Source organism: Intrasporangium sp., assembly GCF_051961875.1.
Taxonomy (GTDB): Bacteria; Actinomycetota; Actinomycetes; order Actinomycetales; family Dermatophilaceae; genus Intrasporangium_A.
The window spans coordinates 1-22,786 of the sequence record NZ_JBQCCV010000029.1 but is presented as its reverse complement, the minus strand read 5'-3'; the positions used below and the strand labels follow the sequence as shown (position 1 = coordinate 22,786).

Genomic DNA, 22,786 nt, shown 5'->3' with positions numbered 1-22,786 from the left:
AGTTCTTCAACTGGATCGGCACGCTCTGGGGCGGAAGCCTGACCTTCGACACGCCCATGATCTTCTCGTTGGGCTTCCTGACGACCTTCCTCTTCGGCGGTCTGACCGGCATCATCCTGGCTTCGCCGGCCCTCGACTTCCAGCTGTCCGACAGTTACTTCGTGGTGGCGCATTTCCACTACGTGGTCTTCGGAACTGTCGTGTTCGCCATGTTCGCCGGCTACTACTTCTGGTGGCCGAAGCTGACCGGGCGGATGCTCGACGAGAAGCTCGGCAAGCTGCACTTCTGGATGCTGTTCATCGGCTTCCACACGACGTTCCTCATCCAGCACTGGCTGGGGATCGAGGGCATGGCCCGCCGCTACCCGGACTACCTGCCGGAGGAGGGCTTCCAGCCGGCCAACATCGTCTCCAGCATCGGGGCGCTCATCCTCGGCCTGTCGATGCTGCCGTTCATGTACAACGTCTGGAAGACCTGGCGCAAGGCGCCGCTCGTCACCTCCGACGACCCGTGGGGGTATGGCGCGTCGCTCGAGTGGGCGACCTCGTGCCCGCCGCCGCGGCACAACTTCACCTCGCTGCCCCGGATCCGCTCGGAGCGTCCCGCCTTCGACCTGCACCACCCGGAGGCCGCTGCGGTGGCGACGTTGCGGCCCGACCCGAGTACGTTGGTAACCGTCCTCGGCCCCGCCGATGTCGGGGAGGCCCGGGACAAGACTCGCGGCACGGCTCACGGCAACAAGGAGAAGTGACGATGCGCGTCGAGACCAAGCTCTTCTTCTACCTGTTCCTCTTCTTCGGCCCGGTCACCGTCATCTACGGCTTCTGGTCCGACTGGAAGGAGCCGATCGGCGTCACGGCGCTGATCCTCACCAGCGGCCTGTTCATGCTCGTCGCGTTCTACCTGTGGCAGACCGGCAAGCGGCTTCCGGTCCGCCCGGAGGACAACATGAGCGGCGAGATCGCCGAGGCGGAGGGCAACTACGGCTACTTCGTCGCGAGCTCGTGGACCCCGCTGTGGCTCGGCGGTTCCGGCGCGGTCATGTTCCTCGGGCTGGCCGTGGGCTGGTGGCTCTTCATCATCGGCGCCTTCCTGGGCGTCATCGCGGTCATCCTCTGGGTCTTCGAGTCCTTCTCGGGCGACTACTCGATCTGAGGCACAGGTGCCTGGACGGGCCCGGTCCGCCATGGCGGCGCGGGCCCTTCGGCGTGTGCCGGCACATGGCGAAGGCAAAGGCGGCCAGCGCCTTCCCCTTCGTGAGTCCCGGTCTGCCTCAGGAGTAGTCGGCCCAGACTCGCCGCGCGGCGCCGTCCACGGTCATGAAGCCGCCGTAGGGGAGGACCCACTGCGGTCGGGTGTGGCCGAACGGCACGCCGACGACGATGACGGCCCCGGGGTTGTAGCGCTGCACCGTCTCGATCGCCACATCGCGCTGCTCGGCTCGGCGCGCGGCTCGCTGCTCGGTCGTGGGTCGAACCCCAGTGGAGGATGTCGGAGGCCGCGCCACGACGACCGCCTCGACCGCCTCGAGCAGCCCGCGTTCCCCGAGCGCACGCAGGATCCAGCCGAACTCCCGCGCGGGGATAAGATCCTCGGACGTCTCGATCAGGAGGACGCCCCCGGCCAGGACCGACGGATCGGCGGGGAAACGGCCCGCCGTGAGGATCCACTGGACTATCTCGATGCAGCCTCCCCACGTGCCTCCGGTCACCGATCGCTCGGGTCCCGCCCACGTCCAGGGCTCCGTCGGCTCCCGGTCGCCGTGTTCGGAGAGGGCGACGGGGTCGAGCCAGTCCTTCCCGAAGTCCTCTGACACGCCGGGTTCGGTGATCTCGAGTCGCTCACCCGTGAGCAGGGCCGCCCGGAGCGACCTGACATGCACGTCGTCGGCCGCCGGACCGGGGCCGAGGTGGACCTGGGTGGAGCCACCGTGGAAGCCCGCAACCCCCTGCGTCCAGAGCCAGCTGAGCAGGTTCGTGTTGTCGCTGTAGCCGAGGAAGGGCTTCGGGTCGGCCTGCACGAGCCGGGGGTCGAGGTGCGGCACGACCGTGATCTGGTCCTCGCCACCGATCGTCGCGAGGACGGCGCGCACGGCCGGGTCGGCGAAGGCGTCGTTGAGGTCGGCCGCGCGTTCCCTGGCTGAGACACCGAGCCGCCGGGTGGTGGGGTACTCGACGGGTACCAGACCGGTCAGCGCGGCGAGGCGGCCCATCGCCTGCTCGTGCACGGCCGGCGCCAGGCCGGGCGCGGCGAAGGACGGCGAGAGCACGGCGACCTTGTCACCCGGTGCGGCCTTGGGCGGAAGGGTCACATGATGCGGTCCGGACACGGTACCGGGGCTCCTCTCGAGGATGGCAGGCGGGGGAGGGTGTAGCTCAGCCCCAGCCGAGCTCGTGCAGATGGTCGTCGCCGATCCCGAAGTGGTGGGCGACCTCGTGCACGACGGTGATCGCGATCTCCTCCCGCAGCTCGGCCGCGCTGGTGCACATGCGCTGCAGCGGACCCTGGAAGATGGTGATCCGGTCGGGCAGGGCGCCGGCTCCCCACCAGCTGTCGCGCTCGGTGAGCGGCGTGCCCTCATAGACGCCGAGCAGTTCAGGGTCGTGCTCGGGTGGCTCGGCCTCGATGAGGATGACGACGTTGTCCATCACGGCCGTCAGCTGGGGCGGGATGGAGTCCAGCGCATCGGCGACGGCTGCTTCGAACTCGTCGTCGGTGAGGTGCATGCGCCGAGTCTCCCATGGGGGAGGGCAGCCGAAGGGCCCACCCCCAAGCAGGGGCGGGCCCTTGAGCGGCTTCGGCGGCTTCGGCCGTGGTCAGCTGCGCTCGATGGCGGGGGCAGCGGCCTCGGGTTCGCTCGGCTCCTCCACGACAGCGGGGCCATGGGCGTGGTGGGCTGCTTCCAGCTCCGCCGGCGACACCGGCTCCACACGGTCCTTGAAGTAGAAGTGCGACAGCTTCGCCCGGAGCCGCTCCTTGCGGGCCACCGGGTTGGCCACCCCGTGCGCGTCCGTCGTCTCGCTGACGACGAGCGGTGCCTGGATCTCGTGCTGGACGAGGGGCCACCGCTCGCTCGGGGTGAGCGGCGCGTGGATCTCCTCGAACTCGCCGTTGGCGTGGCGCCAGATCGTGCCCGTCTCGCGTCCGTGGAGGACCTTCTCACGGTCAGCCTGCTGCAGGCTGAGGCAGATCCGCTTGGTGATCCAGAAGGCGATCGGCGGGCCGACGAAGAACAGCAGGCGGAGCAGGTTGGTGATGTCGTTGATCGACAGGTGCAGCTTGATCGCCATGAGGTCGTTGCCCGCGGCGAAGAAGAGCACGACGTAGAGGACGATGCCGGCGACACCGATCGCGGTGCGGGTCGGGGCGTTGCGCGGGCGGTCGAGCAGGTGGTGCTCGCGCTCGTCGCCGGTGACCCACTTCTCGACGAAGGGGTAGACGCCGATGATCGTCCACATGAGCGGGAGCAGGAGGATCGAGCCCGGGAAGATGTTCATGCTGAACGTGAACCCGAACGCCTCGAACTCGAGGAAGCCCGGCAGGAGCCGGAGTGCGCCGTCCGCGAAGCCCATGTACCAGTCCGGCTGGGAGCCGGCCGTGATGGGGGAGGGGTCGTAGGGACCGTAGCCCCAGACCGCGTTGATCGAGACGACCGACGAAATCAGCGCGATGACACCGAAGACGATGAAGAAGAACCCTCCGGCCTTCGCGATGTACACCGGCATGAACGGGTAGCCCACGACGTTGTTGTTGGTCCGGCCGGGCCCGGGGAACTGTGTGTGCTTCTGGAGGAAGACGAGCAGGATGTGGGCGGTGAACAGGCCCACCAGCGCCGCGGGCAGCAGCAGGATGTGGACCGAGTAGAGCCGCGGGATGATCGACTCGCCCGGGAAGGCGCCGCCGAAGATGAAGTAGCTCATGTATGAGCCGATGACCGGGATCGACTGGACGAAGCCGTTCATCGCCCGGATGCCGGTGCCGGAGAGCAGGTCGTCAGGCAGCGAGTAGCCGGCGAAGCCCTCGATCGCGGCGAGCATCGACAGGATGGTGCCGAAGACCCAGTTGATCTCACGCGGCTTGCGGAAGGCACCGGTGAAGAAGACGCGCGCCATGTGGACGAAGACCGACACAACGAAGATCAGCGCCGCCCAGTGGTGGATCTGCCGGATGAGCAGACCGCCCCGGATGTCGAACGAGATGTTGAGCGTCGAGCGGTAGGCGTCCGACACGGTCACGCCCTGGAGCGGGATGTAGGACCCGTCGTAGACGACCTGGGACTGGCTCGGCACGAACCAGAACGTGAGGAACACGCCGGTCAGCAGGCAGATGATCATCGAGTACATCGCGATCTCGCCGAGCATGAACGACCAGTGGTCGGGGAAGACCTTCTTCATCAGGAAGGAGACGCCCTTTGCGCCACCGGTCCGGTCGTCGACCCAGCCGGCGATCCCGCCGAGGGGGCGAGCCTGGGCCTGGCCCCGCTGGCCGTCGGTGTCCTGCGCGCGCAGTGCGTCGGCCGCACGCCCCTCATTGATGGTGCTCATCGTGCACGCTCCCAGAAGCTCGGGCCGACGGGCTCGTGGAAGCCCTCCGGCGCGACGAGGTAGCCCGCGTCGTCAACGGTGATCTTGAGCTGCGGCAGCGGCCGCTTGGCCGGGCCGAAGATGACCGCGCAGTCCTCGGTGAGATCGAAGGTCGACTGGTGGCACGGGCAGAGCAGGTGGTGCGTCTGCTGCTCGTACAGGCCGACCGCACAGCCGACGTGGGTGCAGATCTTGGAATAGGCCACGACCCCGTCGACGCCCCAGTCCCTGGCCTTCTTGACCTTGATGAGGTCCGGGTCGAGCCGGATGAGGATGACGGCGGCCTTCGCCTTGGCCTCGAGGACGTGCTTGCCGTCGTCGAGGTACTTCTGCAGCGTCTCAGGCATGACGTGGAAGACGGAGCCCTGGGTGACGTCGGACAGCTTGATCGGCGTCATCTCAGGATCGCGCATGAGCCGGATCGGCTTGCCGCCATTCTCCGATGGGTCCCAGATGGTGTGCTTCAGCTCCTCGATGCTGACCGGGCCGAGCGAGCCGACGATCTGGAAGGCGAAGGGGAGGGCGAAGAGTCCGAGTGCGCCGCCGAGGGTGTACTTCAGCAGCGGGCGTCGGTCGAGCTGGGCGTTGCGGCCACCCTCGACGACGACGTCGACGGCCTGTGCCCGGGCGACGTCGGGCGAGCGCAGGAGGTGGCGCTCCTCGACGATCTCGTGGTCGGACATGAGCGTCTTGGCCCAGTGCACGGCGCCGATGCCGATGAAGAAGAGCGAGAAGCCCATGGACAGGCCGAGCACGACGTTGATCGTCTTGATCGTGCCGATGCCCGGGAAGAAGAAGGTCGACTCGTCGGGGATCGCGAAGTAGGCGACGAGGAAGACCACCGTCGCGATCATCGAGAGCGCGAAGAGAGTGGCGACCTGACGCTCCGCGCGCTTGCCGGCGGCGGGCTCGACGTCGGAGGCGCGGTAGACGTGGGGTGGCAGGCCCGGGTTCTCGAACCGGGCGGGGAGGGCCCCGTGCGTCATCAGTTCGCCGGAGCCGCTCGCGGGCGCGACCACCGTCGATTCGTGCGGTGCCCCGTTCTCGTGCTCATTCATCGGATGGAAGTCCTGTCGTCGTGCTTGGTCGGGACGGAGCGCGGGGCGCTCATGCGGCCTTCTTGCCCAGCCACACCGCGCACCCGATGAGGATGCCGATGCCGAAGGTCCAGGCGAACAGGCCCTCGGAGACGGGGCCGAGGTTGCCGAGGGACATACCGCCCTGCTCCGGCTGGCTCTCGACGGTCTTGAGGTAGGAGATCAGCTGCTGCGTCGCCGCGGGCGAGATGTTGGTGTCGTTGAAGACCGGCATGGATTGCGGGCCGGTCACCATCGCCTCGTAGATGTGCTTGGGGTCGACGCCCTGCAGCGACGGCGCGTACTTGCCGCGGGTCAGGGCGCCACCGGCACCGGCGAAGTTGTGGCACATCGCGCAGTTGACGCGGAAGATCTCGCCGCCGCGGGCGATCGCCTCGTTGTTCTCCTGCGTGCCGGGCTGGATGATCGTCGTGTACTTCGAGTCCGGGATCGCCGGGCCGGGGGCCAGCGACGCGATGTACGCGGCGACGTCGGAGATCTGGTCCTGCGAGAACTTGATGTTCTTGCCCACAGCGGGAGCCTGGACGTTCGGCTCGGTCAGGGGCATCCGTCCGGTGCCCATCTGGAAATCGACGGCGGCCGCGCCGACACCGTAGAGAGAGGGACCGCTCTTGGTGCCCTGGGCGCCCGTGCCGTGGCACGTCGCGCAGTTGGCGAGGAAGAGGTTCTTGCCGTTCGCCACGTTGTCCGTCTGGGCGGCGGAGGCGCTGGCCTCCTTCGGCGCGATGAGCGAGTAGGCCCCGCCCGTGATCAGCAGCCCGACGAGGATCAGCAGAGCGATCGCAGCTGGGTGTCGGCGGCGCGCGGCCAAGGCATTCACTGTGAGGTCCTGTCGTCCATGGTGATCGGTGTTCGCTGGCTTCGGAGGGTCACTGGAGGATGTAGATCGTGAAGAACAGCGCGATCCACACCACGTCGACGAAGTGCCAGTAGTAGGAGGTCACGACCGCACCCGTCGCGTTGGCGTGGGTGTAGCGCCGGGTGGTGAAGGTGCGGCCGATGATGAGGAGGAAGGCGATGAGGCCGCCGGTCACGTGCAGGCCGTGGAAGCCGGTTGCCATGTAGAAGATGGACCCGTACGCGTCGGAGGACAGCGTCACCCCGTCGTGGACCATCTCGGAGTACTCGAACACCTGCCCGGCGATGAAGAACGAGCCGAAGAGGTAGGTGACGACGTACCACTCCCGCATGCCCCAGTTCTTGATGTCGAGGAGCGCGCCCGTGCGGGCCTTCTGGCCCTTCTCGGCCTTCCACACACCGAGCTGGCACCACACCGAGGAGATGACGAGCACGAGGCAGTTGATGGAGGCGAACGTGACGTTCAGCTTCTCGGTCTGCATGTGCCACAGATCCCCGCGCACCGACCGCAGCTGGAAGTAGATCGCGAAGAGGCCGGCGAAGAACATGAGCTCGCTCGACAGCCACACGATGGTGCCCACCGCAACCATGTTCGGGCGGGTCGCCGGGCCGTGCCCTGTGTCGGCAATTGCGCTGGGAGGTATCGATGCTGTCGCCACGTCGGTCATTATTCCCACATTCGGTGCAGAGTGCGTTAGCGACCCCCACTTTTCGAGGTGGCTGCCGCTGATTCGTGATGGAGCCGCGAAGGAACCTGGCCCTGTTGCGGACAGGCTACCGACGGCCTTGCGGGCCCTGTGAGGGGGTCGTGTCGGGGGCGGTAGCATCGCCGGCATGACCGCTTCGAGTCCCAGCACCTCGTCCGCCGTCGCCCCGCGTGGGGCGGAGTCGGGCCTGCACCGTGTGAGCGTCCTGCTCTACAGCGACGACATCACGACGCGTGACGCGGTGCGGGCCGCCGTGGGTCGTCGCCCCGCCCGGGACGTCGAGGTCGTCCGGTGGCACGAGTGCGCGACGCACGCGGCCGTGGAGACCTCGGTCCGCAGCCAGCACTTCGACATGCTCATCCTCGACGGTGAGGCAGCGAAGGTCGGCGGCATGGGCATCTGCCGGCAGCTGAAGAACGAGGTCTTCGAGTGCCCGCCGGTGATCGTCCTCACCGGCCGCCCGCAGGACAGCTGGCTCGCGGCCTGGTCGCTCGCCGACCTCGCCGTGCCGCACCCGCTCGACCCGATCGCGCTCGCCTCCGCCGTGGCGGACCTCGCCCGGACGACGACACCGGCTGCCTGAGGCATGACCCAGGAGCACTCGCCGACCTGGCCGGCCGTCCTCACGACCCTGCTCTCCGGGGACGACCTCGACGCCGAGGCGACCCGGTGGGCCATGGACCAGATCATGGAGGGCGAGGCGACTCCCTCCCAGATCGCCGGGTTCCTCATGGCGCTGCGCGCCAAGGGCGAGAGCGTCACCGAGATGGAGGCGCTGGCTGACCAGATGCTCGCGCACGCACGCCGCATCGACGTCCCGGGCCCCAGCCTCGACATCGTCGGCACGGGCGGCGACCGGGCCCACACCGTCAACATCTCCACGATGTCGGCGATGGTCGTCGCCGCCTCCGGCATCCGCGTCGTCAAGCACGGCAACCGTGCGTCATCGTCGTCGTCCGGATCGGCGGACGTCATCGAGGCGCTCGGCGTCGACCTCGGTCTCCCGCCCGAGCGGGTCGTCGAGATCGTGGGCGAGGTCGGCATCACGTTCTGCTTTGCGCAGACCTTCCACCCCTCGTTCCGGCACACCGCCGTGCCTCGTCGAGACCTGGGCGTCGGGACCGCCTTCAACTTCCTCGGCCCGCTGACCAACCCGGCCCAGCCGACGTATGCCGTGGTCGGTTCGGCCGATGCCCGGATGGCGCCCCTCATCGCCGGAGTCTTCGCGAGCCGCGGCAAGGACGCCGCCGTCTTCCGCGGCGACGACGGGCTCGACGAGGTCACCGTCTCGACGACGACCCGGGTCTGGTGGGTCCGAGACGGGCAGATCGGCGACCGTCAGGTCGACCCGAAGCGTCTCGGCCTGCAGCTGCACCCCGTCGAGTCCCTCCGCGGCGGTGACGCCGCCCACAACGCGCAGGTCGTGCGCGACGTGTTCGCCGGTGCCCCGGGTCCCGTCCGGGACGCGGTGTTGCTCAACGCGGGCATCGCCCTCGCCCTGGCTCGGCCCGACTCCGGGCCCACCCAGGACGACTTCGACCAGGACCTACGAACAGGTATGGCGCTGGCCGCCCAGACGATCGACGGGGGAGCGGCGACCGACCTGGTGTCGCGCTGGGTCTCCGCCACGCGCGCGACGAGCTGAACGACCTCCTGGTCGCCGCCGGTGTGGCGAGGTGGGGCCCCTCAGGCGTCGTCGAGCCCGAGGCTGAAGGCCGCCTCGAGGTCGTGGGCCGAGTAGGTCCGGAAGGCGATGTGGGTCGAGGTGCCGGTCACGCCCTCGACCTTGTTGAGCCGGTCGGCGATGACGTCGGCGAACTCCTCGTGCTCACGGACCCGGACCAGGGCGATGAGGTCGGCATCTCCCGTCACCGAGTAGACCTCCGAGACGGCAGGGATGTTCGCGATGTTCTCCGCGACCTCGGGGATCCGGTCGACCTCACAGTTGATCATGACGATGGCGGTGATCACGCTCGTCACCTTATCCGCCGCCGTGCCGCCTGACCCATCCGGCGGGAGCCGGCCCGCCCTATCCGGCGCGTCGCAACGCCGAGCCGCGCGCGGCGGGCGTGAGCTGGTCGGTCTCGAAGCCACGGACCTCGGCGGCGGAGGTCACGGCCGGCTCGAGCTCCTGGCGGATCCGCCCGGCCCCGCCGACGGGGCAGCTCCAGATGCCGTCGAGGTCGACGATGCGCACGTCGGGCTGCTCGAGCCAACGGAGCACGAGCTCGGTCTCCTCGGGGAGCGCGGCCAGCGGCCCATCGTCGACGACGACCTCTGCGGTCGCCCGGAGCGTGGCCACGTGGACCATCGGGTCCGCACCTCGCGGGCTGACGGCGGTGCCGGCCAGGCGACCGCGCCGGACGCAGGCGAGCTCCCAGCCACCCTCGGCGTGCCGCCGGGCGGCCACGAGCTTGGGTGTCGAGCAGAGCGGCGCGATGCGCTGGGCCCGCGCGGCCGCGCGGATGAGCTGAAGGAACCGGTCTCGGACCGTCGCGGCATCCTCGAACCGTTCCTGTCGCGCGAGCTCGCCGAGGCGCGCGTGCAGCCGCTCCGTGCCGGGGCGCGCGTCGCCGCGGAAGATGGCCTCGCAGCGGGCGACGACGCCGGCGTACTCCTCCACGTCCTGCGCGCCGACGCACGGTCCGCCGCAGCGCCCGATGTCAAGCAGGGCGCAGGCCGACGTCCGCCCGGACAGCCGCTTGCTGCACTGCCGGAGCGGGACGATCTCGTGCACCGCGTCGATCGCCTCCTGGGCGACCGCCCGGGACCGGAACGGGCCGATGCAGGCCGAGCCGTCGACGGGTGGGGTGCGCACGATCGAGAGCCGTGGGAAGCGCTCGCTCGTCAGGCGGACCCAGACGGCCCGACGGGCGTTCTTGGAGCGGCGGTTGAACCGGGGCGCATGCTCGTCGATGAGGCGCACCTCCCGCACCTGCGCCTCCAGCGCCGTCTGGCACACGACCGGGTCGACGGTGTGGGCGAGCCGGACCATGTCGGCCATCCGGCTGCGCTGCTCGGCGGCCGTGAAGTAGGTGCGCACCCGGGACCGGATGTCCCGGCTCGTCCCCACGTAGAGGACGTGGCCGTCCCGGTCCTTGAAGAGGTAGACGCCGGGTGCGTGGGGCAGGCCCTCGGCGAGGAAGGCCTTGCGGCGCTGCGCCGGCGTCACGCGCGACGAGTAGCTGCCGAGCTCCTCGAGGGTCTGCACCCCGAGACCGCCGACGCGCTCGAGCAGCCCGTGGAGGACGTCGACCGTGGCCCGAGCGTCGTGCAGGGCCCGGTGGTCCGGAGCAGTGCGGGCCGAGAAGACCCGGGCGAGGGAGGAGAGCTTGTGGTTGGGGGACTCGTCGCGGGTGACGAGGTGGCGGGCGAGCTGCAGCGTGTCGAGCACGTCGAACCCGGGCCACGCGACGCCGGTGCGGGCGGCCGCCGCCTTGAGGAAGGTGATGTCGAAGCCGGCGTTGTGGGCGACGAGAACACTGCCCCGGGCGAACTCGAGGAAGGCCGGGAGCGCCGACTCGATCCGCGGCGCGTCGGCCACCATGACGTCGGTGATGCCGGTGAGCACGGAGATGAAGGCCGGGATGGGCTCGGCGGGGTTGACGAGGGTCTGGAACTCACCGAGGACCTCGCCGCCGCGCACCTTCACGGCGCCGATCTCGGTGATGCCGCAGTCGGCCGGGCTGCCGCCCGTCGACTCCAGGTCGACCACGACGAACGTGACCCCGGCGAGCGGGGTGCCGAGGTCGTCGAAGGTGCTCTGGATCGCCTGCATGCGCCGACCGTATGGTGCGCCGCCGACAACGCCCGGGAGGCGCGGCGCGCTCGGGTTCGTTCGGGGCAGGCCTGCCCCCGTCTCGGCGGACGGCAGCAGGACGAGCGGGCACGGAGTGTCGGAGGGGGCGCCTAGCGTGGTAACCATCGATCGCAACGACGTGAAGGAGGCGATCATGATGATGCTCGTCGACTGCCAGACCTGTCCGGTCCGTGAGGTTCGGTGCGCCGACTGCATGGTGACCGCACTGGGCCCCGTGCCCGGTGACCATGGGCGACACCTCTCCATCGAGCCGGCCGGCGAGGCGCCGGGGCTGCCGCTCGATCGCGCCGAGCGCCGTGCTGTCTCCGTCTTGCTGGGGGCCGGGCTCGTCAGCCCCGAGGTGGCACACGCCGCGAGGGCTGTGCGCGACCCTGCTCCGACGAGCGTGCCGGGCCGGCACCGAAGGGCCGCCGGCTGACCATGCAGCCCCTCGGGTCGGCTCGTGCCTGCCTCGCGCCGGCCCTTGCGCGGGTCTTCGGCACGGTCCTCGCCATGGTCCTTGCCATGGCCCTCGCGACGGTGGTGCTGCTGGCCGGGTGCAGTAGTTCCTCGAGCGGCGCCGCCACCGCGCCTCGTGAGACGAGGCCGGCGCCGACGGGGTCAGGCCCGGCGGCGACCGGTGCCGAGCCCGCTGCGGATGCGGCAGCCACCGAGGCTGCGGTCCGCCGGATCTACACCACCCGCGCCGCGGGCCTGGCCCGCGGAGACCTCGCCGCCTGGCTGCAGGGCCTGAGCGGCAGCCTCGTCGAGGAGCAACGAGCGATCTTCGGCCGGATGCGGGCGCTGCACGCGGTCGACGTCGTCGTCACTGACGTGACCCAGCTGGGCGGAGCGGGCGGAGCGGGCGGAGCGGGCGGAGGCCAGGGTGCGAACGGCACCGAACGGCACCTGCAGGTCCGGCTGTCCTACCGGCTCGCAGGCTTCGACACCGCCCCACGACCGTTCGCGCTGGACGTGACAGCCGCCCACAGCAGCGGCGCGTCCCCCGTCATCATGATCACGGCCTCACGTCCCGCGGACCGGCCGCAGCCGTGGGACCTGCCCGACCTACAGGTCCGCCGTTCCCCGGCGGTGCTCGTGGCCGTCTCGGGCACGGCCGCACGTGTGGATGACATCGCCCGCGGGGCGGGCACGGCCGCTGGCGGGGTGGCCGCCGTGCTGGGCACGGCCCGGCCGGCCGTCGTCGTGGCCCCGGCGAGCGACGATCTCGCGGCGCGCCTCCTGGGCCGCCAGCCGGCCGACCTCGACCAGGTCTCGGCCGTGACCGACGGTCCCCTCGAGGGGGGTCGCGCCGGCGCCGACCGAGTCGTGATCGTCCCCGGCGCCTGGTCGTCGCTGACGGACACCGGTCGTGAGGTCGTGCTCGCCCACGAGCTCACTCACGTGACGACCCGGGCCGAGGAGTCCACCCACACGGTGCCGCTCTGGTTGTCCGAGGGGCTGGCGGAGTACGTCGCCTACCACGCCGTCCGACTGCCCGAGCGGACCATCGTCGGACCGGCGCTCGAGCAGGTGCGCGTCACCGGCGTGCCGACCACGTGGCCGGACGACCCACAGTTCGAGCCGGACACGAGCGACCTCTCCGCGGCATACGGGCTAGCCCTGCTCGCGTGCCGCTCGATCGCAGACCGTCACGGGCAGGCCGCCCTCGTCCGCCTCTACCGAGCCGCCACCACGGGCCCCGTCGATGCCGCGTTCCGCGCCATCGGCACGGACGCCGCGACCGAGAGCCGGGCCTGGCAGTCGCGCATCGAGCTGCTGCTGCACCCGCCTGGTCAGCCGTAGAGCTTCTCGACCTCGTCGGCGAAGTCCTTGAGCACGATCGGGCGCTTCAGCTTGAGCGACGGCGTCAGGTAGCCGTTCTCCTCGGTGAAGTCACCGGGGATGACCGTGAACTTGCGGATCGACTCGGCCCGGCTCACTGCCTCGTTGGCGCGGTCGATCGCCTGCTGCAGCGCCTCGAGGACCACGGGGTTGCTCGCGGCCTCGGCGATCGGCAGGTTCGCGAGGCCGTGCGTCTTCGCCCACATCGGCCACATCTCGCTGTCGAGCGTGACGAGGACGCCGATGAACGGCCTGCCCTCCCCGACGACGATGCACTGTGAGACGAGCGGGTGCGCCCGCAGCCGGTCCTCGAGGACCGCGGGTGCGACGTTCTTGCCGCCCGCGGTGACGATGATCTCCTTCTTGCGGCCCGTGATCCGCAGGTAGCCGTCATCGTCGAGCTCACCGAGGTCGCCTGTCCGGAACCAGCTGTCGACCATGGCGTCGTCGGTGGCCTGGTCGTTGTCGTGGTACCTGGTGAAGACGCCGACGCCCTGCGCGAGCACCTCGCCGTCCTCGTCGATGCGGATGGCGCACCCGGGCAGCGGTGGGCCGACCGTGCCGATCTTGATCTTGTCGGGGGTGTTGACGGTGATCGGCGCCGTCGTCTCGGTGAGCCCGTAGCCCTCGAGAATGACCACGCCGATGCCGCGGAAGAAATGGCCGAGGCGGGTGCCGAGCGGCCCGCCACCCGAAACGGCATACCGGACCTGGCCGCCCATCGCGGCGCGCAGCCTGCCGTAGAGGAGCCGGTCGAAGAGGGCGTGCTGGAGCCGGAGGGACAGGCCCGGCCCCCCGTGGTCGCGCGCCTCGCTGTGGGCGATGGCGACGGTGGCCGCCCGGAGGAAGATCTTGCCCTTGCCCTCCGAGGCGGCCTTGGCCTCGGCAGAGTTGTAGATCTTCTCGAACACGCGCGGCACGGCCAGCACGAAGGTCGGCCGGAAGGACGAGAAGTCGTCGAGCAGCGAGGTGATGTCGGACGAGTGGCCCATCCGCGCCCGGGCGGCCACACACAGCACCTCGACGAACCGGGCGAAGACGTGGGCGAGGGGCAGGAAGAGCAGGGTGGAGGCCCGCTCGGTGAGGACGACCTCGCCCAGCTTCTCGATCGCGTTCTCGGTGAGCGCGAGGAAGTTGTCGTGGGTGAGCTCGCAGCCCTTGGGCCGCCCGGTCGTCCCGGAGGTGTAGATGATCGTCGCGACGCTCGACCGGTCGAGGGTCGCGGCCCGGCTCTCGAGCTCTGCGTCTGCCACGGCGCGGCCCTGCTCGCGCAGCCCCTCGACGTCCCCGCCCTCGATCTGCAGGACCAGCTCCAGTGCCGGGAGCGTCTCTCGGACCTGATCGACGACGCCGAGGTGCCGGTCGGTCTCGACTATGAGGAGCTGCGCACCGGAGTCACCGAGGATCCAGCGGACCTGCTCCGCCGACGAGGTCTCGTAGATCGGGACGACGACGGCCCCGGCCCGCCACGCCGCGAAGTCGAGCAGCGTCCACTCGTATCGGGTGCGGGACATCAGCCCGACCCGGTCGCCGGCCCGGACACCGCGGGCGACAAGGCCCTTCGCGACGGCGTCGACGTCAGCGGCGAACTCCGACCAGGTCAGGTGTGACCAGGTGCCCGACGTCGTCTTCCGGGAGAACGCGATGCCGTGCGGCTCGAGCTCGGCGTTGCGTCGGGGCAGGTCTGCCAGACTTCCCTGGGTCGTCGCCGGAACGAGCGCGTGGACGACGGCTTCCTTCACTGGTTGCTCCTTGGCCGGGGTGGTGCTTGCACGATACTCGGGCATTCCGCCCAAGGCGCTACTCTCGGCGCATGGCTGACCGGACCGAGAGCACCATCATCATCGACGCGCCGCCCGCCGAGGTGCTCGACGTCATCGCGGACTTCGAGGCCTACCCCGAGTGGGCCGGCGACGTGAAGCGGGTCGCGATCCTCTCGGAGGAGGGTGACGGCTGGGCGGACCAGGTCGATTTCACCCTCGACGCCGGAGCGATCAAGGACACCTACGTCCTCGACTACGACTGGGACGTCGTCGAGGACGGCACCGGAATGGTCTCGTGGACGATGATCTCCGCGACCGTCCTCAAGGCACTGGACGGCTCCTACACCCTCGCCCGCACCGGTGAGGGCACGACGGTGACCTACCGGCTGGCGGTCGACGTCAAGGTCCCCATGCTCGGCCTGCTCAAGCGCAAGGCCGAGAAGGTGATCATCGACACCGCCCTCAAGGAGCTCAAGAGGCGGGTCGAGGCCCAGGCGTCGTGACGACGAACGAGCGAGACCAGGACGAGCAAGCCGAGGGCGACGTCGGTTCCGTCGCGGAGGAGGCGGCGCGCCTCGTGGAGGTGCTCGCCGCCTTCGGTGGCGCCCCCGGCTCGAGTGCCCACGCCGCCCACCCGTCCGACAAGGGCACGGCCGGCTCTGACCAGTTCGGGTCGGCGGGTGGCGGAGCCGAGGATGCGGAGCACGGCGAGAGCCGTCAGGCGGGCACCTGTACCTGCGGCGGTCGGCGCCCGGCGGCCTGCGCCGTGTGCCCCCTGTGCCAGCTCATCGCCTTCGTGCAGCGCGTGAACCCGGAGACGATCGACCGGCTCGCCGAGGTCGTCGAGCTCGCCGCGACCGGGCTGCGCGACCTCGCCGTCGTCCAGCGCACCCGCCGTGAGAAGGCCCAGGCGGGCGAGGAACCGGACGTCCCGTGACGCCGGACCTCGCGATCGGGATCGACATCGGCGGCACGAAGGTCGCCGGGGGAGTGGTCGACGGCTCCGGGCGGATCCTGCACCGGGCCAGACGCAGCACCCCCCACCGCTCGACCTCCCCCCAGGTCGTCGAGGACACGATCGTCGAGTGCGTCGACGAGCTGCTCCACGCGGTCGACGATCACCGAGTGGCCGGCGTCGGCATCGGCGCCGCCGGCTTCGTCGCCGCCGACCGCGCGACGGTCGTGTTCGCCCCTCACCTGTCGTGGCGCAGCGAACCGCTGCGGGAACGCCTCCAGGGCAGGATCGCGCCGCCCGTCACCGTCGACAACGATGCCAACGCCGCGCTCTGGGCGGAGGCCCGGTTCGGCGCGGCTGCCGGGGAGTCGCACGTCGTCATGATCACCCTGGGTACCGGGATCGGCGGCGCGCTCCTCGTCGACGGGCACGTCAGCCGGGGACGGCACGGCATCGCCGGGGAGTTCGGCCACATGCAGGTCGTGCCCGGCGGCCTGCGCTGCGAGTGCGGCAACCGCGGCTGCTGGGAGCAGTACGCGAGCGGCAACGCCCTCGTCCGCGAGGCCCGCGACCTCATCGCCGCCGACTCACCGGTCATCAGCGACCTCCGGGCACAACTCGGCCCGGACGAGAGCGCCCTGACCGGGCCGTTCATCACGGAGGCGGCACAGGCGGGTGACCCGACCGCACGGGAGCTGCTCGCCGACGTGGGGGAGTGGCTCGGGGTCGGTCTCGCCAACCTCGCAGCGGCGTTCGACCCGGGCCGCTTCGTCGTCGGGGGCGGGGTGAGCGCGGCGGGGGAGCTGCTCCTCGGACCGGCCCGCGACGCGTACCGCAGGCAGCTCCCGGGCCGTGGCTACCGGCCCGAGGCGTCCATCGTCCTCGCCCGGCTCGGTGCCGACGCCGGGCTGATCGGCGCCGCCGACCTGGCCCGGACGGGCGGATGACGGACCGGCACCGTCTCCGGGTCGCCAGCTACAACCTGCGCGACCTGCTCGAAGACCGCGCCGCCGCCGCTCGGGTCGTGCGCGACATCCAGCCCGACGTCCTCTGCCTCCAGGAGGTGCCGCGGCGCCTCACGACCGAGTTCACCCTCGCGGCCTTCGCCCGCGCCTGCGGGCTCTACTGGGCAGGCGGTCGCCGTGGCACGGGCGGGACGGCCGTCCTCACCTCGCTCCGCGTCCACACGCACCGCACCCTCACGTCACGCCTGCCGGTGCGCTTCCCCGACCGGACGAGAGGGTATGCCGCTCACCTCGTCTCGCTGCCGGGCAGCGTGCCGCTCTGGGTCGCGAGCGTCCACCTCGGCCTCCGGGCCGAGGAGCGGGACCGGCACATGGCCGAGGTGCTGGGTGCGCTCCCGGCACCCGCTGTCGTCGCCGGGGACCTCAACGAGGGACCGGCCGGCAGAGCCTGGGCGCGCCTCGCCGAGACCCACCGGAAGGTGTCCGGTGACCACCCCACCTTCCCGGCCACGCAGCCCACGGCGGTGCTCGACGTCATCTTCGCCAGCCCGGACCTGGTCGTCGCGCCGCCCGGGGACGAGGTGCACCCCCTTCACGAGGACCTCGTCGCGGCGTCGGACCACCGGCCCTGCTGGGCCGACCTCGCGCTGCCGCCACTCGGCTGACGAGCGAGAGCCCGCCCAGCGGCATACGGGCTAGACGCGCGTGCCGTCGTCGAAGGGGTCCCGGTCGGTCCCGCCGCGCAGGACGAGCATGACGAAGCCGACGACGGTCATCGCCGCGGCCGTCACGACCCACCAGCCGCTGCCGTCGCGGTCGAAGATGAGCAGATAGAGCAGGAGGAGGGGCCCGCCCGCGAGACAGCACACGGTCGCCCAGTACATCGGGTCGTCCTCGGCCGACGGCAGCTGGACAGCGGGCGGCACGAAGTGCTCGTCCTCGTCGTCCTCGGCCTCGAGGGCGTTCTCGTCGGCGACCGGACCGCCACGCCACACGTGCGGGGTGCTCGGAGCGATCGGGACGTTGAGCGACGCGCCGGGCTTGGGCAGGGCGCTGATGGCGGGCGGGGGCTCGTCGGTCCCGTCGAAGCCGGCCTTCGAAGGAGGGAGTGGATCGTCGGTCGCCCGGCTCGGCTCGTCCGCGGTCTCGTCCCACCCGGCGACGATCCGCTCGAACTCCGCGTCGAGCTCGTGATCGTTCATGATGCTCGAATCCTCGCACGCCGCCCCCTCAGCACGCGAGTGCCGTAGAGTTCTGGCGGTCGAGGAAGGGAGGTGTGTGGGGTGTTCTACTGGTTCCTCAAGACCATCGTGCTGGGGCCGGTCATCAAGCTGCTCTTCCGGCCCTGGGTGGACGGCGAGGACCACATCCCGGCGGAGGGGCCGGCCATCCTCGCGAGCAACCACCTCTCCTTCTCGGACTCGGTCTTCCTGCCCCTCGTCGTGTCGCGGCGGGTGACCTTCCTCGCCAAGAGCGACTACTTCACCGGCCGCGGGGTCAAGGGCCGGCTCACCGCCGCCTTCTTCAGGGCGATCGGGCAGCTGCCGGTGGACCGGTCCGGTGGCAAGGCGAGCACCGCTGCCCTCTCGTCGGGACTGCGCGTGCTCCGCCGCGGTGAGCTGCTCGGCATCTACCCGGAGGGCACCCGGTCCCCGGACGGCCGCCTCGACCGGGGCCGCACCGGCGTCGCGCGGATGGCACTCGAGGCCAGGGTGCCGGTCATCCCGGTCGCGATGATCGGCACCGACAAGGCCCAGCCCACCGGCAAGAAGCTGCCGCACATCATGCGGATCGGCGTGCGCATCGGGCGGCCGCTCGACTTCTCCCGCTACGAGGGGATGGAGGACGACCGCTTCGTCCTGCGCTCCATCACCGACGAGATCATGTACGAGCTCATGCTCCTGTCCGGCCAGGAGTACGTCGACATGTACGCCACCTCGATGAAGGACCGGATCCTCGCCGCGGCCCGGGCGAAGGCCCGCGAGCCGCAGGAGGCGGCGAAGCCGGGCAGCGCCGCCCCAGAGCTCGAGGAGGCCCTCGACGCCGCCGAGGGCAAGCCGGTCGTGCGGCGGCAGCCGACCCTGCCGAGCGAGCCCGAGCAGGAGCGTCCCGACAGCGACGCCCAGGCCGCGTCCTGACGGGCGTGGACGCGTCACCGCAGCTGGCCGCACTGGCCGACGAGCACGTCCTCGTGCGCGGGCTGTGGCGCGGGGTCGACGTCTTCCGGTGCCTGGCGCTCGTCTATGCGGCGTGGTCGGTGTGGCACCGGCACGACGAGGTCGCGCAGCTGACCGGTGCGCTGGTCATCGTCGCGGTGCTCACCGCGTGGACGCTCGCCCAGACGATCCGCCCCGTCCGCACCATCCCCATGTATGCCGCCGAGCTGGCCATCGGCTGCAGCGCGATCCTCGCGACGCGGCTCGTCGACCACGAGTGGGTCATCACCGGAGGCGCCAAGACGGTGCCGTCCATCTGGCCGTCCGCCGCGGTCGTCGGCTTCGCGGTGCTGTTGGGTTGGCGCGGCGGTCTCGTCGCGGCCGCGCTCGTGACGCTGTGCTCGTTCATCGAGGTCCAGGAGCCGACGGGCAACACCGTGACGAACTCGGTCCTCGTCTTCCTCGTCGGCGGGTGCATCGGCTACTGCGTCGACCTCGCCCGCGCCAGCCATGCCGCGCTCGCGGAGGCGATGCGCCTCGAGGCAGCACGTGCCGAGCGGGACCGGCTCGCGCGGACCGTCCACGACGGCGTGCTGCAGACCCTCGCCTTCATCCACCGGCGCGCCTCGGAGCTGGGCGGCGAGGCGGCGCGGCTCGGGTCCATGGCCGCGGAACAGGAACGGATCCTCCGCGCGCTCGCCAGCTCGACCGACCTCCACGCCCTGCGGGGAGCGGCCGACGGGCCGACCGACCTGCGGTCCCTGCTCGGCCACGTCGAGAGCTCCCACGTGCAGCTCGTCGCGCCCGGGCAGCCGATCCCGCTCGAGCGCCGGGTCGCGGACGAGCTGGTCGCGGCCATCGAGGCGGCGCTCGACAACGTCCGGCGCCACGCCGGACCCGAGGCGCGGGCCTGGGTGCTGCTCGACGACGACGGGTCAAGGATCAAGGTGACCGTCCGCGACTCCGGGCGGGGACTGCCGGAGGGCAGACTCGAGCGAGCCGCGGCCGAGGGCCGGCTCGGGGTCTCCTCGAGCATCGTCGGCCGGCTCGCCGACCTCGGCGGCGAGGCGCGCGTCGAGTCCGGCCCGACCGGGGGAACCACGGTGCGGCTCACCCTGCCGCGCACCGGGAAGGAGCATCGATGAGCACCGACGCCGGTTACGGGAGTGACGAAGCGCTCACTCGACGAGAACAGTCGAGTGAGCGCTCCGCCCCACCAGCCCCAGGGGCCACTGGCGGGAAGGAGTCGAGTGAGCGCTCCGCCCCACCCGCCCCAGGGGCCACTGGCGGGAAGGAGTCGAGTGAGCGCTCCGCCCCACCCGCCCCAGCGGGCGAACAGCAGCGGCCGACTACCGTCGTCGTCGCCGACGACCACCCGATGTGGCGGCACGCCGTCGCCCGCGACCTCGCCGAAGCCGGCTTCGAGGTGGTGGCCACGGCCGAGGACGGTCGGTCCGCCGTCAGCCGGACCCGGGCGACGGTGCCCGATGTCCTCGTCCTCGACCTCGAGCTGCCGGGGCTGCGGGGACCGGAGGTGTGCGCGGCGCTGGCGGCGGCCGAGGTACCTACCCGGATCCTCATCCTGTCGGCCAGCGGCGAGCACGGCGACGTGCTCGAGGCGGTCAAGGCCGGCGCCCTCGGCTACCTCGTCAAGTCCGCCGGCCGTGACGAGTTCCTCGAGGCGGTCCGCGCTACCGCCGCGGGAGACCCGGTCTTCACCCCGGGCCTTGCCGGTCTCGTACTGGGCGAGTTCCGCCGGGTCAGCGCCTCGGCCGAGGACGCGCCGGAGCGGCCGATCCCCGAGCTGACCGAGCGCGAGACCGAGATCCTCACCTACGTCGCCACCGGGATGGGCTACAAGGAGATCGCCGCGGCACTCTTCCTGTCCCACCGGACCGTCCAGAACCACGTCCAGAACATCCTGGGCAAGCTCCAGATGCACAACCGGGTCGAGCTCGTCCGCTTCGCCCTGGACCGGGGGATCGACCCGGCCACCCACGAGCCGCGGGGCGCGACGGGACCGCGCTGAGCGGCATACCGGGGGAGGCTGGGCTGCCGCCCGTGAGGGACGGTTCGCCATCCGGACCCAGCAGTTCACCCGACGAGCCGCCGTCTACCCTGTCAGCGTGACCACGAGCACGCCTGACCCGATCGCCACATCGTTCCCGACTGGGGACGACGCGCTGGCCGCGTTGACCGCGGCGGCGTCCGAGCTGGAGGCGGCGCAGCAGCCGACCTGGCCCGACACAGCCGCCCTCGCCGACGTGATCGACACGCTCCGCTCGTATCCGCCGCTCGTCTTCGCCGGCGAGTGCGACATCCTGACGCAGCGTCTCGCGGCGGCCGCGGAGGGCCACGCCTTCGTCCTGCAGGGCGGCGACTGTGCCGAGACGTTCGCCAACGCGACCGCCGACAACATCCGCGACCGGATCAAGACGATCCTGCAGATGGCGGCCGTGCTGACCTACGGCGCGAGCAAGCCGGTCGTCAAGGTCGGCCGGATGGCGGGGCAGTACGCCAAGCCGCGGTCGTCCTCCGTCGAGACCCGCGAGGGCGTGACGCTGCCCGCCTACCGCGGCGACATGGTCAACGACTTCACCTTCCACGAGGCGGCCCGGACCCCGGACCCGCAGCGGCTCGTGCGGGCCTACCACGCGTCCTCCGCGACGCTGAACCTGGTGCGCGCCTTCACGACCGGTGGCTTCGCCGACCTGCGCTACGTCCACGAGTGGAACCGCGGTTTCGTCCGGACGACCGCCAACGCCAAGTACGAGCAGTTCGCGCGAGCGATCGACAAGGCGATGCGCTTCATGGCGGCCTGCGGGGCTGACTTCGAGGCAATGCGCACCGTCGAGTTCTTCGCCGCGCACGAGGCCCTCGTGCTCGACTACGAGCGGCCGCTCACGCGCATCGACTCTCGCACCGGGCGGCTCTACGACACCTCGGGGCACTTCGTCTGGATCGGCGAGCGGACCCGCCAGCTCGACGGCGCCCACATCGACTTCGTCTCGCGGATCAGCAACCCTGTCGGGGTCAAGCTCGGTCCCAAGGCGGACATCGACGAGGTGCTGCGGATCATCGACAAGGTCGACCCCGACCGGACGCCCGGGCGGCTCACCTTCATCACCCGGATGGGCGCCGGCACGATCCGGGAGGCGTTGCCGACCCTGCTCGACAAGGTCCGCGCCTCGGGCGCGAAGGTCACCTGGATCTGCGACCCGATGCACGGCAACACCTTCGAGGCGTCGACCGGCTACAAGACCCGCAACTTCGACGACATCGTCGACGAGGTCCGTGGCTTCTTCGAGGTGCACCAGTCGCTCGGCACCGTCCCGGGCGGCATCCACGTCGAGCTGACCGGCAACGACGTGACCGAGTGCCTCGGCGGAGCCGGGCAGATCATCGACACCGACCTGGAGAAGCGGTACGAGTCGCTCTGCGACCCCCGACTGAACCACCAGCAGTCGCTCGAGCTGGCGTTCCTCGTCGCCGAGATGCTCGGACAGGCCTGAACATGAGCCAGATCGTCGCCGACCTGCTGAGTGACACCGTCACCAAGCCGACCTCGGCCATGCGAGAGGCGATGGCCGGGGCGGAGGTGGGCGACGACGTCTTCGGCGAGGACCCCAGCCTCCGAGCCCTCGAGGAGCGGGTCGCCGGGCTGCTCGGGCACGAGGCCGGGCTCTTCACGCCCTCGGGCTCCATGGCGAACCAGCTCGGCGTGCGGTTGCATGCCGGCCCGGGCGTCGAGCTCATCGCCGACTCGCTCGCGCACGTCGTCCGTGCCGAGCTCGGGGCCGCCGCCGCGCTGTCCGGCATCACGTCGCGCACGTGGGTCGCCGAGGCCGGGCGGTTCCGGGCCGAGGACGCGGCTGCGCTCATGATCACCGGGGTCGGGCCCTACCAGGTCTGCACCGGCGTCGTCGTCGTCGAGAACACCCACAACTTCGGTGGCGGGACGGTCCAGTCCCTCGAGGAGATCCGCAAGGCGCGCGAGGTGACCCGGGGCGCAGGCGTCGCGATGCACCTCGACGGTGCGCGGCTCTGGAACGCCCAC

25 protein-coding genes are annotated in these 22,786 nt (G+C 70.9%); 15 read left to right on the top strand and 10 right to left on the bottom strand.

What is annotated here, in order from left to right:
• Together ACTHJJ_RS01835 and ACTHJJ_RS01830 are read left to right on the top strand one after the other, a co-directional pair.
• Positions 1-752: cytochrome c oxidase subunit I (locus ACTHJJ_RS01835; RefSeq protein ID WP_440301231.1), on the top strand; the 752-nt coding region annotated here is incomplete at its 5' end.
• Positions 753-754: 2 nt separating this feature from the next.
• A complete protein-coding gene (locus ACTHJJ_RS01830; RefSeq protein WP_440301230.1) occupies positions 755-1,156 on the top strand; it encodes a cytochrome c oxidase subunit 4 in 402 nt (133 codons plus the stop codon).
• A 118-nt stretch (positions 1,157-1,274) separates the two neighbouring features.
• On the opposite strand, the gene ACTHJJ_RS01825 is transcribed toward ACTHJJ_RS01830, so the two are convergent.
• From ACTHJJ_RS01825 to ctaE, 6 genes are all read right to left on the bottom strand, one after another.
• The gene (locus ACTHJJ_RS01825; protein ID WP_440301229.1) at positions 1,275-2,330 is read right to left on the bottom strand and encodes a S66 family peptidase; all 1,056 of its coding nucleotides are present in this window, start codon (positions 2,328-2,330) and stop codon (positions 1,275-1,277) included.
• A gap of 46 nt (positions 2,331-2,376) precedes the next feature.
• Positions 2,377-2,727: a metallopeptidase family protein gene (locus ACTHJJ_RS01820; protein ID WP_440301228.1), complete on the bottom strand. Its 351-nt coding sequence runs from the start codon at positions 2,725-2,727 to the stop codon at positions 2,377-2,379.
• Positions 2,728-2,817: 90 nt separating this feature from the next.
• The gene (gene qcrB, locus ACTHJJ_RS01815; protein ID WP_440301227.1) at positions 2,818-4,545 is read right to left on the bottom strand and encodes a cytochrome bc1 complex cytochrome b subunit; all 1,728 of its coding nucleotides are present in this window, start codon (positions 4,543-4,545) and stop codon (positions 2,818-2,820) included.
• Entirely contained in the window at positions 4,542-5,642 is a 1,101-nt protein-coding gene (gene qcrA / locus ACTHJJ_RS01810; RefSeq protein WP_440301226.1) for a cytochrome bc1 complex Rieske iron-sulfur subunit, read from the bottom strand. The genes qcrB and qcrA overlap by 4 nt, the downstream gene beginning before the upstream one ends.
• Before the next feature lie 49 nt (positions 5,643-5,691).
• Positions 5,692-6,501: a cytochrome bc1 complex diheme cytochrome c subunit gene (gene qcrC / locus ACTHJJ_RS01805; RefSeq protein ID WP_440301225.1), complete on the bottom strand. Its 810-nt coding sequence runs from the start codon at positions 6,499-6,501 to the stop codon at positions 5,692-5,694.
• Between the two features lie 49 nt (positions 6,502-6,550).
• Positions 6,551-7,207: an aa3-type cytochrome oxidase subunit III gene (gene ctaE / locus ACTHJJ_RS01800; RefSeq protein WP_440301224.1), complete on the bottom strand. Its 657-nt coding sequence runs from the start codon at positions 7,205-7,207 to the stop codon at positions 6,551-6,553.
• Between the two features lie 166 nt (positions 7,208-7,373).
• Between ctaE and ACTHJJ_RS01795 the strand changes: the two genes are divergently transcribed.
• Positions 7,374-7,829: a response regulator transcription factor gene (locus ACTHJJ_RS01795; RefSeq protein WP_440301223.1), complete on the top strand. Its 456-nt coding sequence runs from the start codon at positions 7,374-7,376 to the stop codon at positions 7,827-7,829.
• 3 nt (positions 7,830-7,832) lie between these two features.
• Positions 7,833-8,891, top strand: coding sequence for an anthranilate phosphoribosyltransferase (gene trpD / locus ACTHJJ_RS01790; protein WP_440301222.1), 1,059 nt, complete (start codon positions 7,833-7,835; stop codon positions 8,889-8,891).
• A 41-nt stretch (positions 8,892-8,932) separates the two neighbouring features.
• On the opposite strand, the gene ACTHJJ_RS01785 is transcribed toward trpD, so the two are convergent.
• Positions 8,933-9,217, bottom strand: coding sequence for an Lrp/AsnC family transcriptional regulator (locus ACTHJJ_RS01785; protein ID WP_440301221.1), 285 nt, complete (start codon positions 9,215-9,217; stop codon positions 8,933-8,935).
• Between the two features lie 58 nt (positions 9,218-9,275).
• On the bottom strand, positions 9,276-11,024 hold the full coding sequence (locus ACTHJJ_RS01780; protein WP_440301220.1) for a DEDD exonuclease domain-containing protein: 1,749 nt from the start codon (positions 11,022-11,024) through the stop codon (positions 9,276-9,278).
• A gap of 136 nt (positions 11,025-11,160) precedes the next feature.
• On the opposite strand from ACTHJJ_RS01780, the gene ACTHJJ_RS01775 reads away from it, so the two are divergent.
• The gene (locus tag ACTHJJ_RS01775; protein WP_440301219.1) at positions 11,161-11,484 is read left to right on the top strand and encodes a hypothetical protein; all 324 of its coding nucleotides are present in this window, start codon (positions 11,161-11,163) and stop codon (positions 11,482-11,484) included.
• 2 nt (positions 11,485-11,486) lie between these two features.
• Complete coding sequence (locus ACTHJJ_RS01770; RefSeq protein ID WP_440301218.1) at positions 11,487-12,851, top strand: hypothetical protein; 1,365 nt, start codon at positions 11,487-11,489, stop codon at positions 12,849-12,851.
• Here ACTHJJ_RS01770 and ACTHJJ_RS01765 read toward each other — a convergent pair.
• Entirely contained in the window at positions 12,842-14,632 is a 1,791-nt protein-coding gene (locus tag ACTHJJ_RS01765; RefSeq protein WP_440301217.1) for an AMP-dependent synthetase/ligase, read from the bottom strand. The two genes, ACTHJJ_RS01770 and ACTHJJ_RS01765, sit on opposite strands and share 10 nt — an antisense overlap.
• 71 nt (positions 14,633-14,703) lie before the next feature.
• Between ACTHJJ_RS01765 and ACTHJJ_RS01760 the strand changes: the two genes are divergently transcribed.
• The 4 genes from ACTHJJ_RS01760 to ACTHJJ_RS01745 are packed head-to-tail and all read left to right on the top strand — an operon-like array spanning position 14,704 to position 17,238.
• A complete protein-coding gene (locus ACTHJJ_RS01760) occupies positions 14,704-15,156 on the top strand; it encodes an SRPBCC family protein (protein WP_440301216.1) in 453 nt (150 codons plus the stop codon).
• Positions 15,153-15,590: a hypothetical protein gene (locus ACTHJJ_RS01755; protein WP_440301215.1), complete on the top strand. Its 438-nt coding sequence runs from the start codon at positions 15,153-15,155 to the stop codon at positions 15,588-15,590. Before ACTHJJ_RS01760 ends, ACTHJJ_RS01755 begins: the two co-directional genes overlap by 4 nt.
• Positions 15,587-16,555 (top strand): ROK family glucokinase, encoded by a 969-nt coding sequence (locus ACTHJJ_RS01750; RefSeq protein WP_440301214.1) that lies wholly within the window; start codon positions 15,587-15,589, stop codon positions 16,553-16,555. Before ACTHJJ_RS01755 ends, ACTHJJ_RS01750 begins: the two co-directional genes overlap by 4 nt.
• A complete protein-coding gene (locus ACTHJJ_RS01745) occupies positions 16,552-17,238 on the top strand; it encodes an endonuclease/exonuclease/phosphatase family protein (RefSeq protein ID WP_440301213.1) in 687 nt (228 codons plus the stop codon). The genes ACTHJJ_RS01750 and ACTHJJ_RS01745 overlap by 4 nt, the downstream gene beginning before the upstream one ends.
• Positions 17,239-17,268: 30 nt before the next feature.
• Here the strand turns inward: ACTHJJ_RS01745 and ACTHJJ_RS01740 are convergent, their stop codons facing one another.
• The gene (locus tag ACTHJJ_RS01740; RefSeq protein ID WP_440301212.1) at positions 17,269-17,775 is read right to left on the bottom strand and encodes a hypothetical protein; all 507 of its coding nucleotides are present in this window, start codon (positions 17,773-17,775) and stop codon (positions 17,269-17,271) included.
• 81 nt (positions 17,776-17,856) lie between these two features.
• On the opposite strand from ACTHJJ_RS01740, the gene ACTHJJ_RS01735 reads away from it, so the two are divergent.
• From ACTHJJ_RS01735 to ACTHJJ_RS01715, 5 genes are all read left to right on the top strand, one after another.
• Positions 17,857-18,711 carry a lysophospholipid acyltransferase family protein gene (locus ACTHJJ_RS01735; RefSeq protein ID WP_440301211.1) on the top strand — a complete coding sequence of 285 codons (855 nt, stop codon included), beginning with the start codon at positions 17,857-17,859 and terminating at the stop codon, positions 18,709-18,711.
• Positions 18,712-18,716: 5 nt separating this feature from the next.
• Entirely contained in the window at positions 18,717-19,874 is a 1,158-nt protein-coding gene (gene macS / locus ACTHJJ_RS01730; RefSeq protein ID WP_440301210.1) for a MacS family sensor histidine kinase, read from the top strand.
• Positions 19,871-20,758 (top strand): response regulator, encoded by an 888-nt coding sequence (locus tag ACTHJJ_RS01725; protein WP_440301209.1) that lies wholly within the window; start codon positions 19,871-19,873, stop codon positions 20,756-20,758. Before macS ends, ACTHJJ_RS01725 begins: the two co-directional genes overlap by 4 nt.
• Before the next feature lie 121 nt (positions 20,759-20,879).
• Complete coding sequence (locus ACTHJJ_RS01720; RefSeq protein WP_440301232.1) at positions 20,880-22,241, top strand: class II 3-deoxy-7-phosphoheptulonate synthase; 1,362 nt, start codon at positions 20,880-20,882, stop codon at positions 22,239-22,241.
• 2 nt (positions 22,242-22,243) lie between these two features.
• Positions 22,244-22,786 (top strand): threonine aldolase family protein (locus ACTHJJ_RS01715; protein ID WP_440301208.1); only part of this gene is annotated, 543 nt, incomplete at its 3' end.

Coding starts and splice junctions, on each gene's coding strand:
- qcrA (WP_440301226.1), bottom strand. CDS start 5,642: ATGAATGAGCACGAGAACGGGGCACCGCACGAATCGACGGTGGTCGCG.
- ACTHJJ_RS01820 (WP_440301228.1), bottom strand. CDS start 2,727: ATGCACCTCACCGACGACGAGTTCGAAGCAGCCGTCGCCGATGCGCTG.
- ACTHJJ_RS01725 (WP_440301209.1), top strand. CDS start 19,871: ATGAGCACCGACGCCGGTTACGGGAGTGACGAAGCGCTCACTCGACGA.
- ACTHJJ_RS01780 (WP_440301220.1), bottom strand. CDS start 11,024: ATGCAGGCGATCCAGAGCACCTTCGACGACCTCGGCACCCCGCTCGCC.
- qcrB (WP_440301227.1), bottom strand. CDS start 4,545: ATGAGCACCATCAATGAGGGGCGTGCGGCCGACGCACTGCGCGCGCAG.
- trpD (WP_440301222.1), top strand. CDS start 7,833: ATGACCCAGGAGCACTCGCCGACCTGGCCGGCCGTCCTCACGACCCTG.
- ACTHJJ_RS01760 (WP_440301216.1), top strand. CDS start 14,704: ATGGCTGACCGGACCGAGAGCACCATCATCATCGACGCGCCGCCCGCC.
- ctaE (WP_440301224.1), bottom strand. CDS start 7,207: ATGACCGACGTGGCGACAGCATCGATACCTCCCAGCGCAATTGCCGAC.
- ACTHJJ_RS01745 (WP_440301213.1), top strand. CDS start 16,552: ATGACGGACCGGCACCGTCTCCGGGTCGCCAGCTACAACCTGCGCGAC.
- ACTHJJ_RS01795 (WP_440301223.1), top strand. CDS start 7,374: ATGACCGCTTCGAGTCCCAGCACCTCGTCCGCCGTCGCCCCGCGTGGG.
- ACTHJJ_RS01770 (WP_440301218.1), top strand. CDS start 11,487: ATGCAGCCCCTCGGGTCGGCTCGTGCCTGCCTCGCGCCGGCCCTTGCG.
- ACTHJJ_RS01740 (WP_440301212.1), bottom strand. CDS start 17,775: ATGAACGATCACGAGCTCGACGCGGAGTTCGAGCGGATCGTCGCCGGG.
- ACTHJJ_RS01830 (WP_440301230.1), top strand. CDS start 755: ATGCGCGTCGAGACCAAGCTCTTCTTCTACCTGTTCCTCTTCTTCGGC.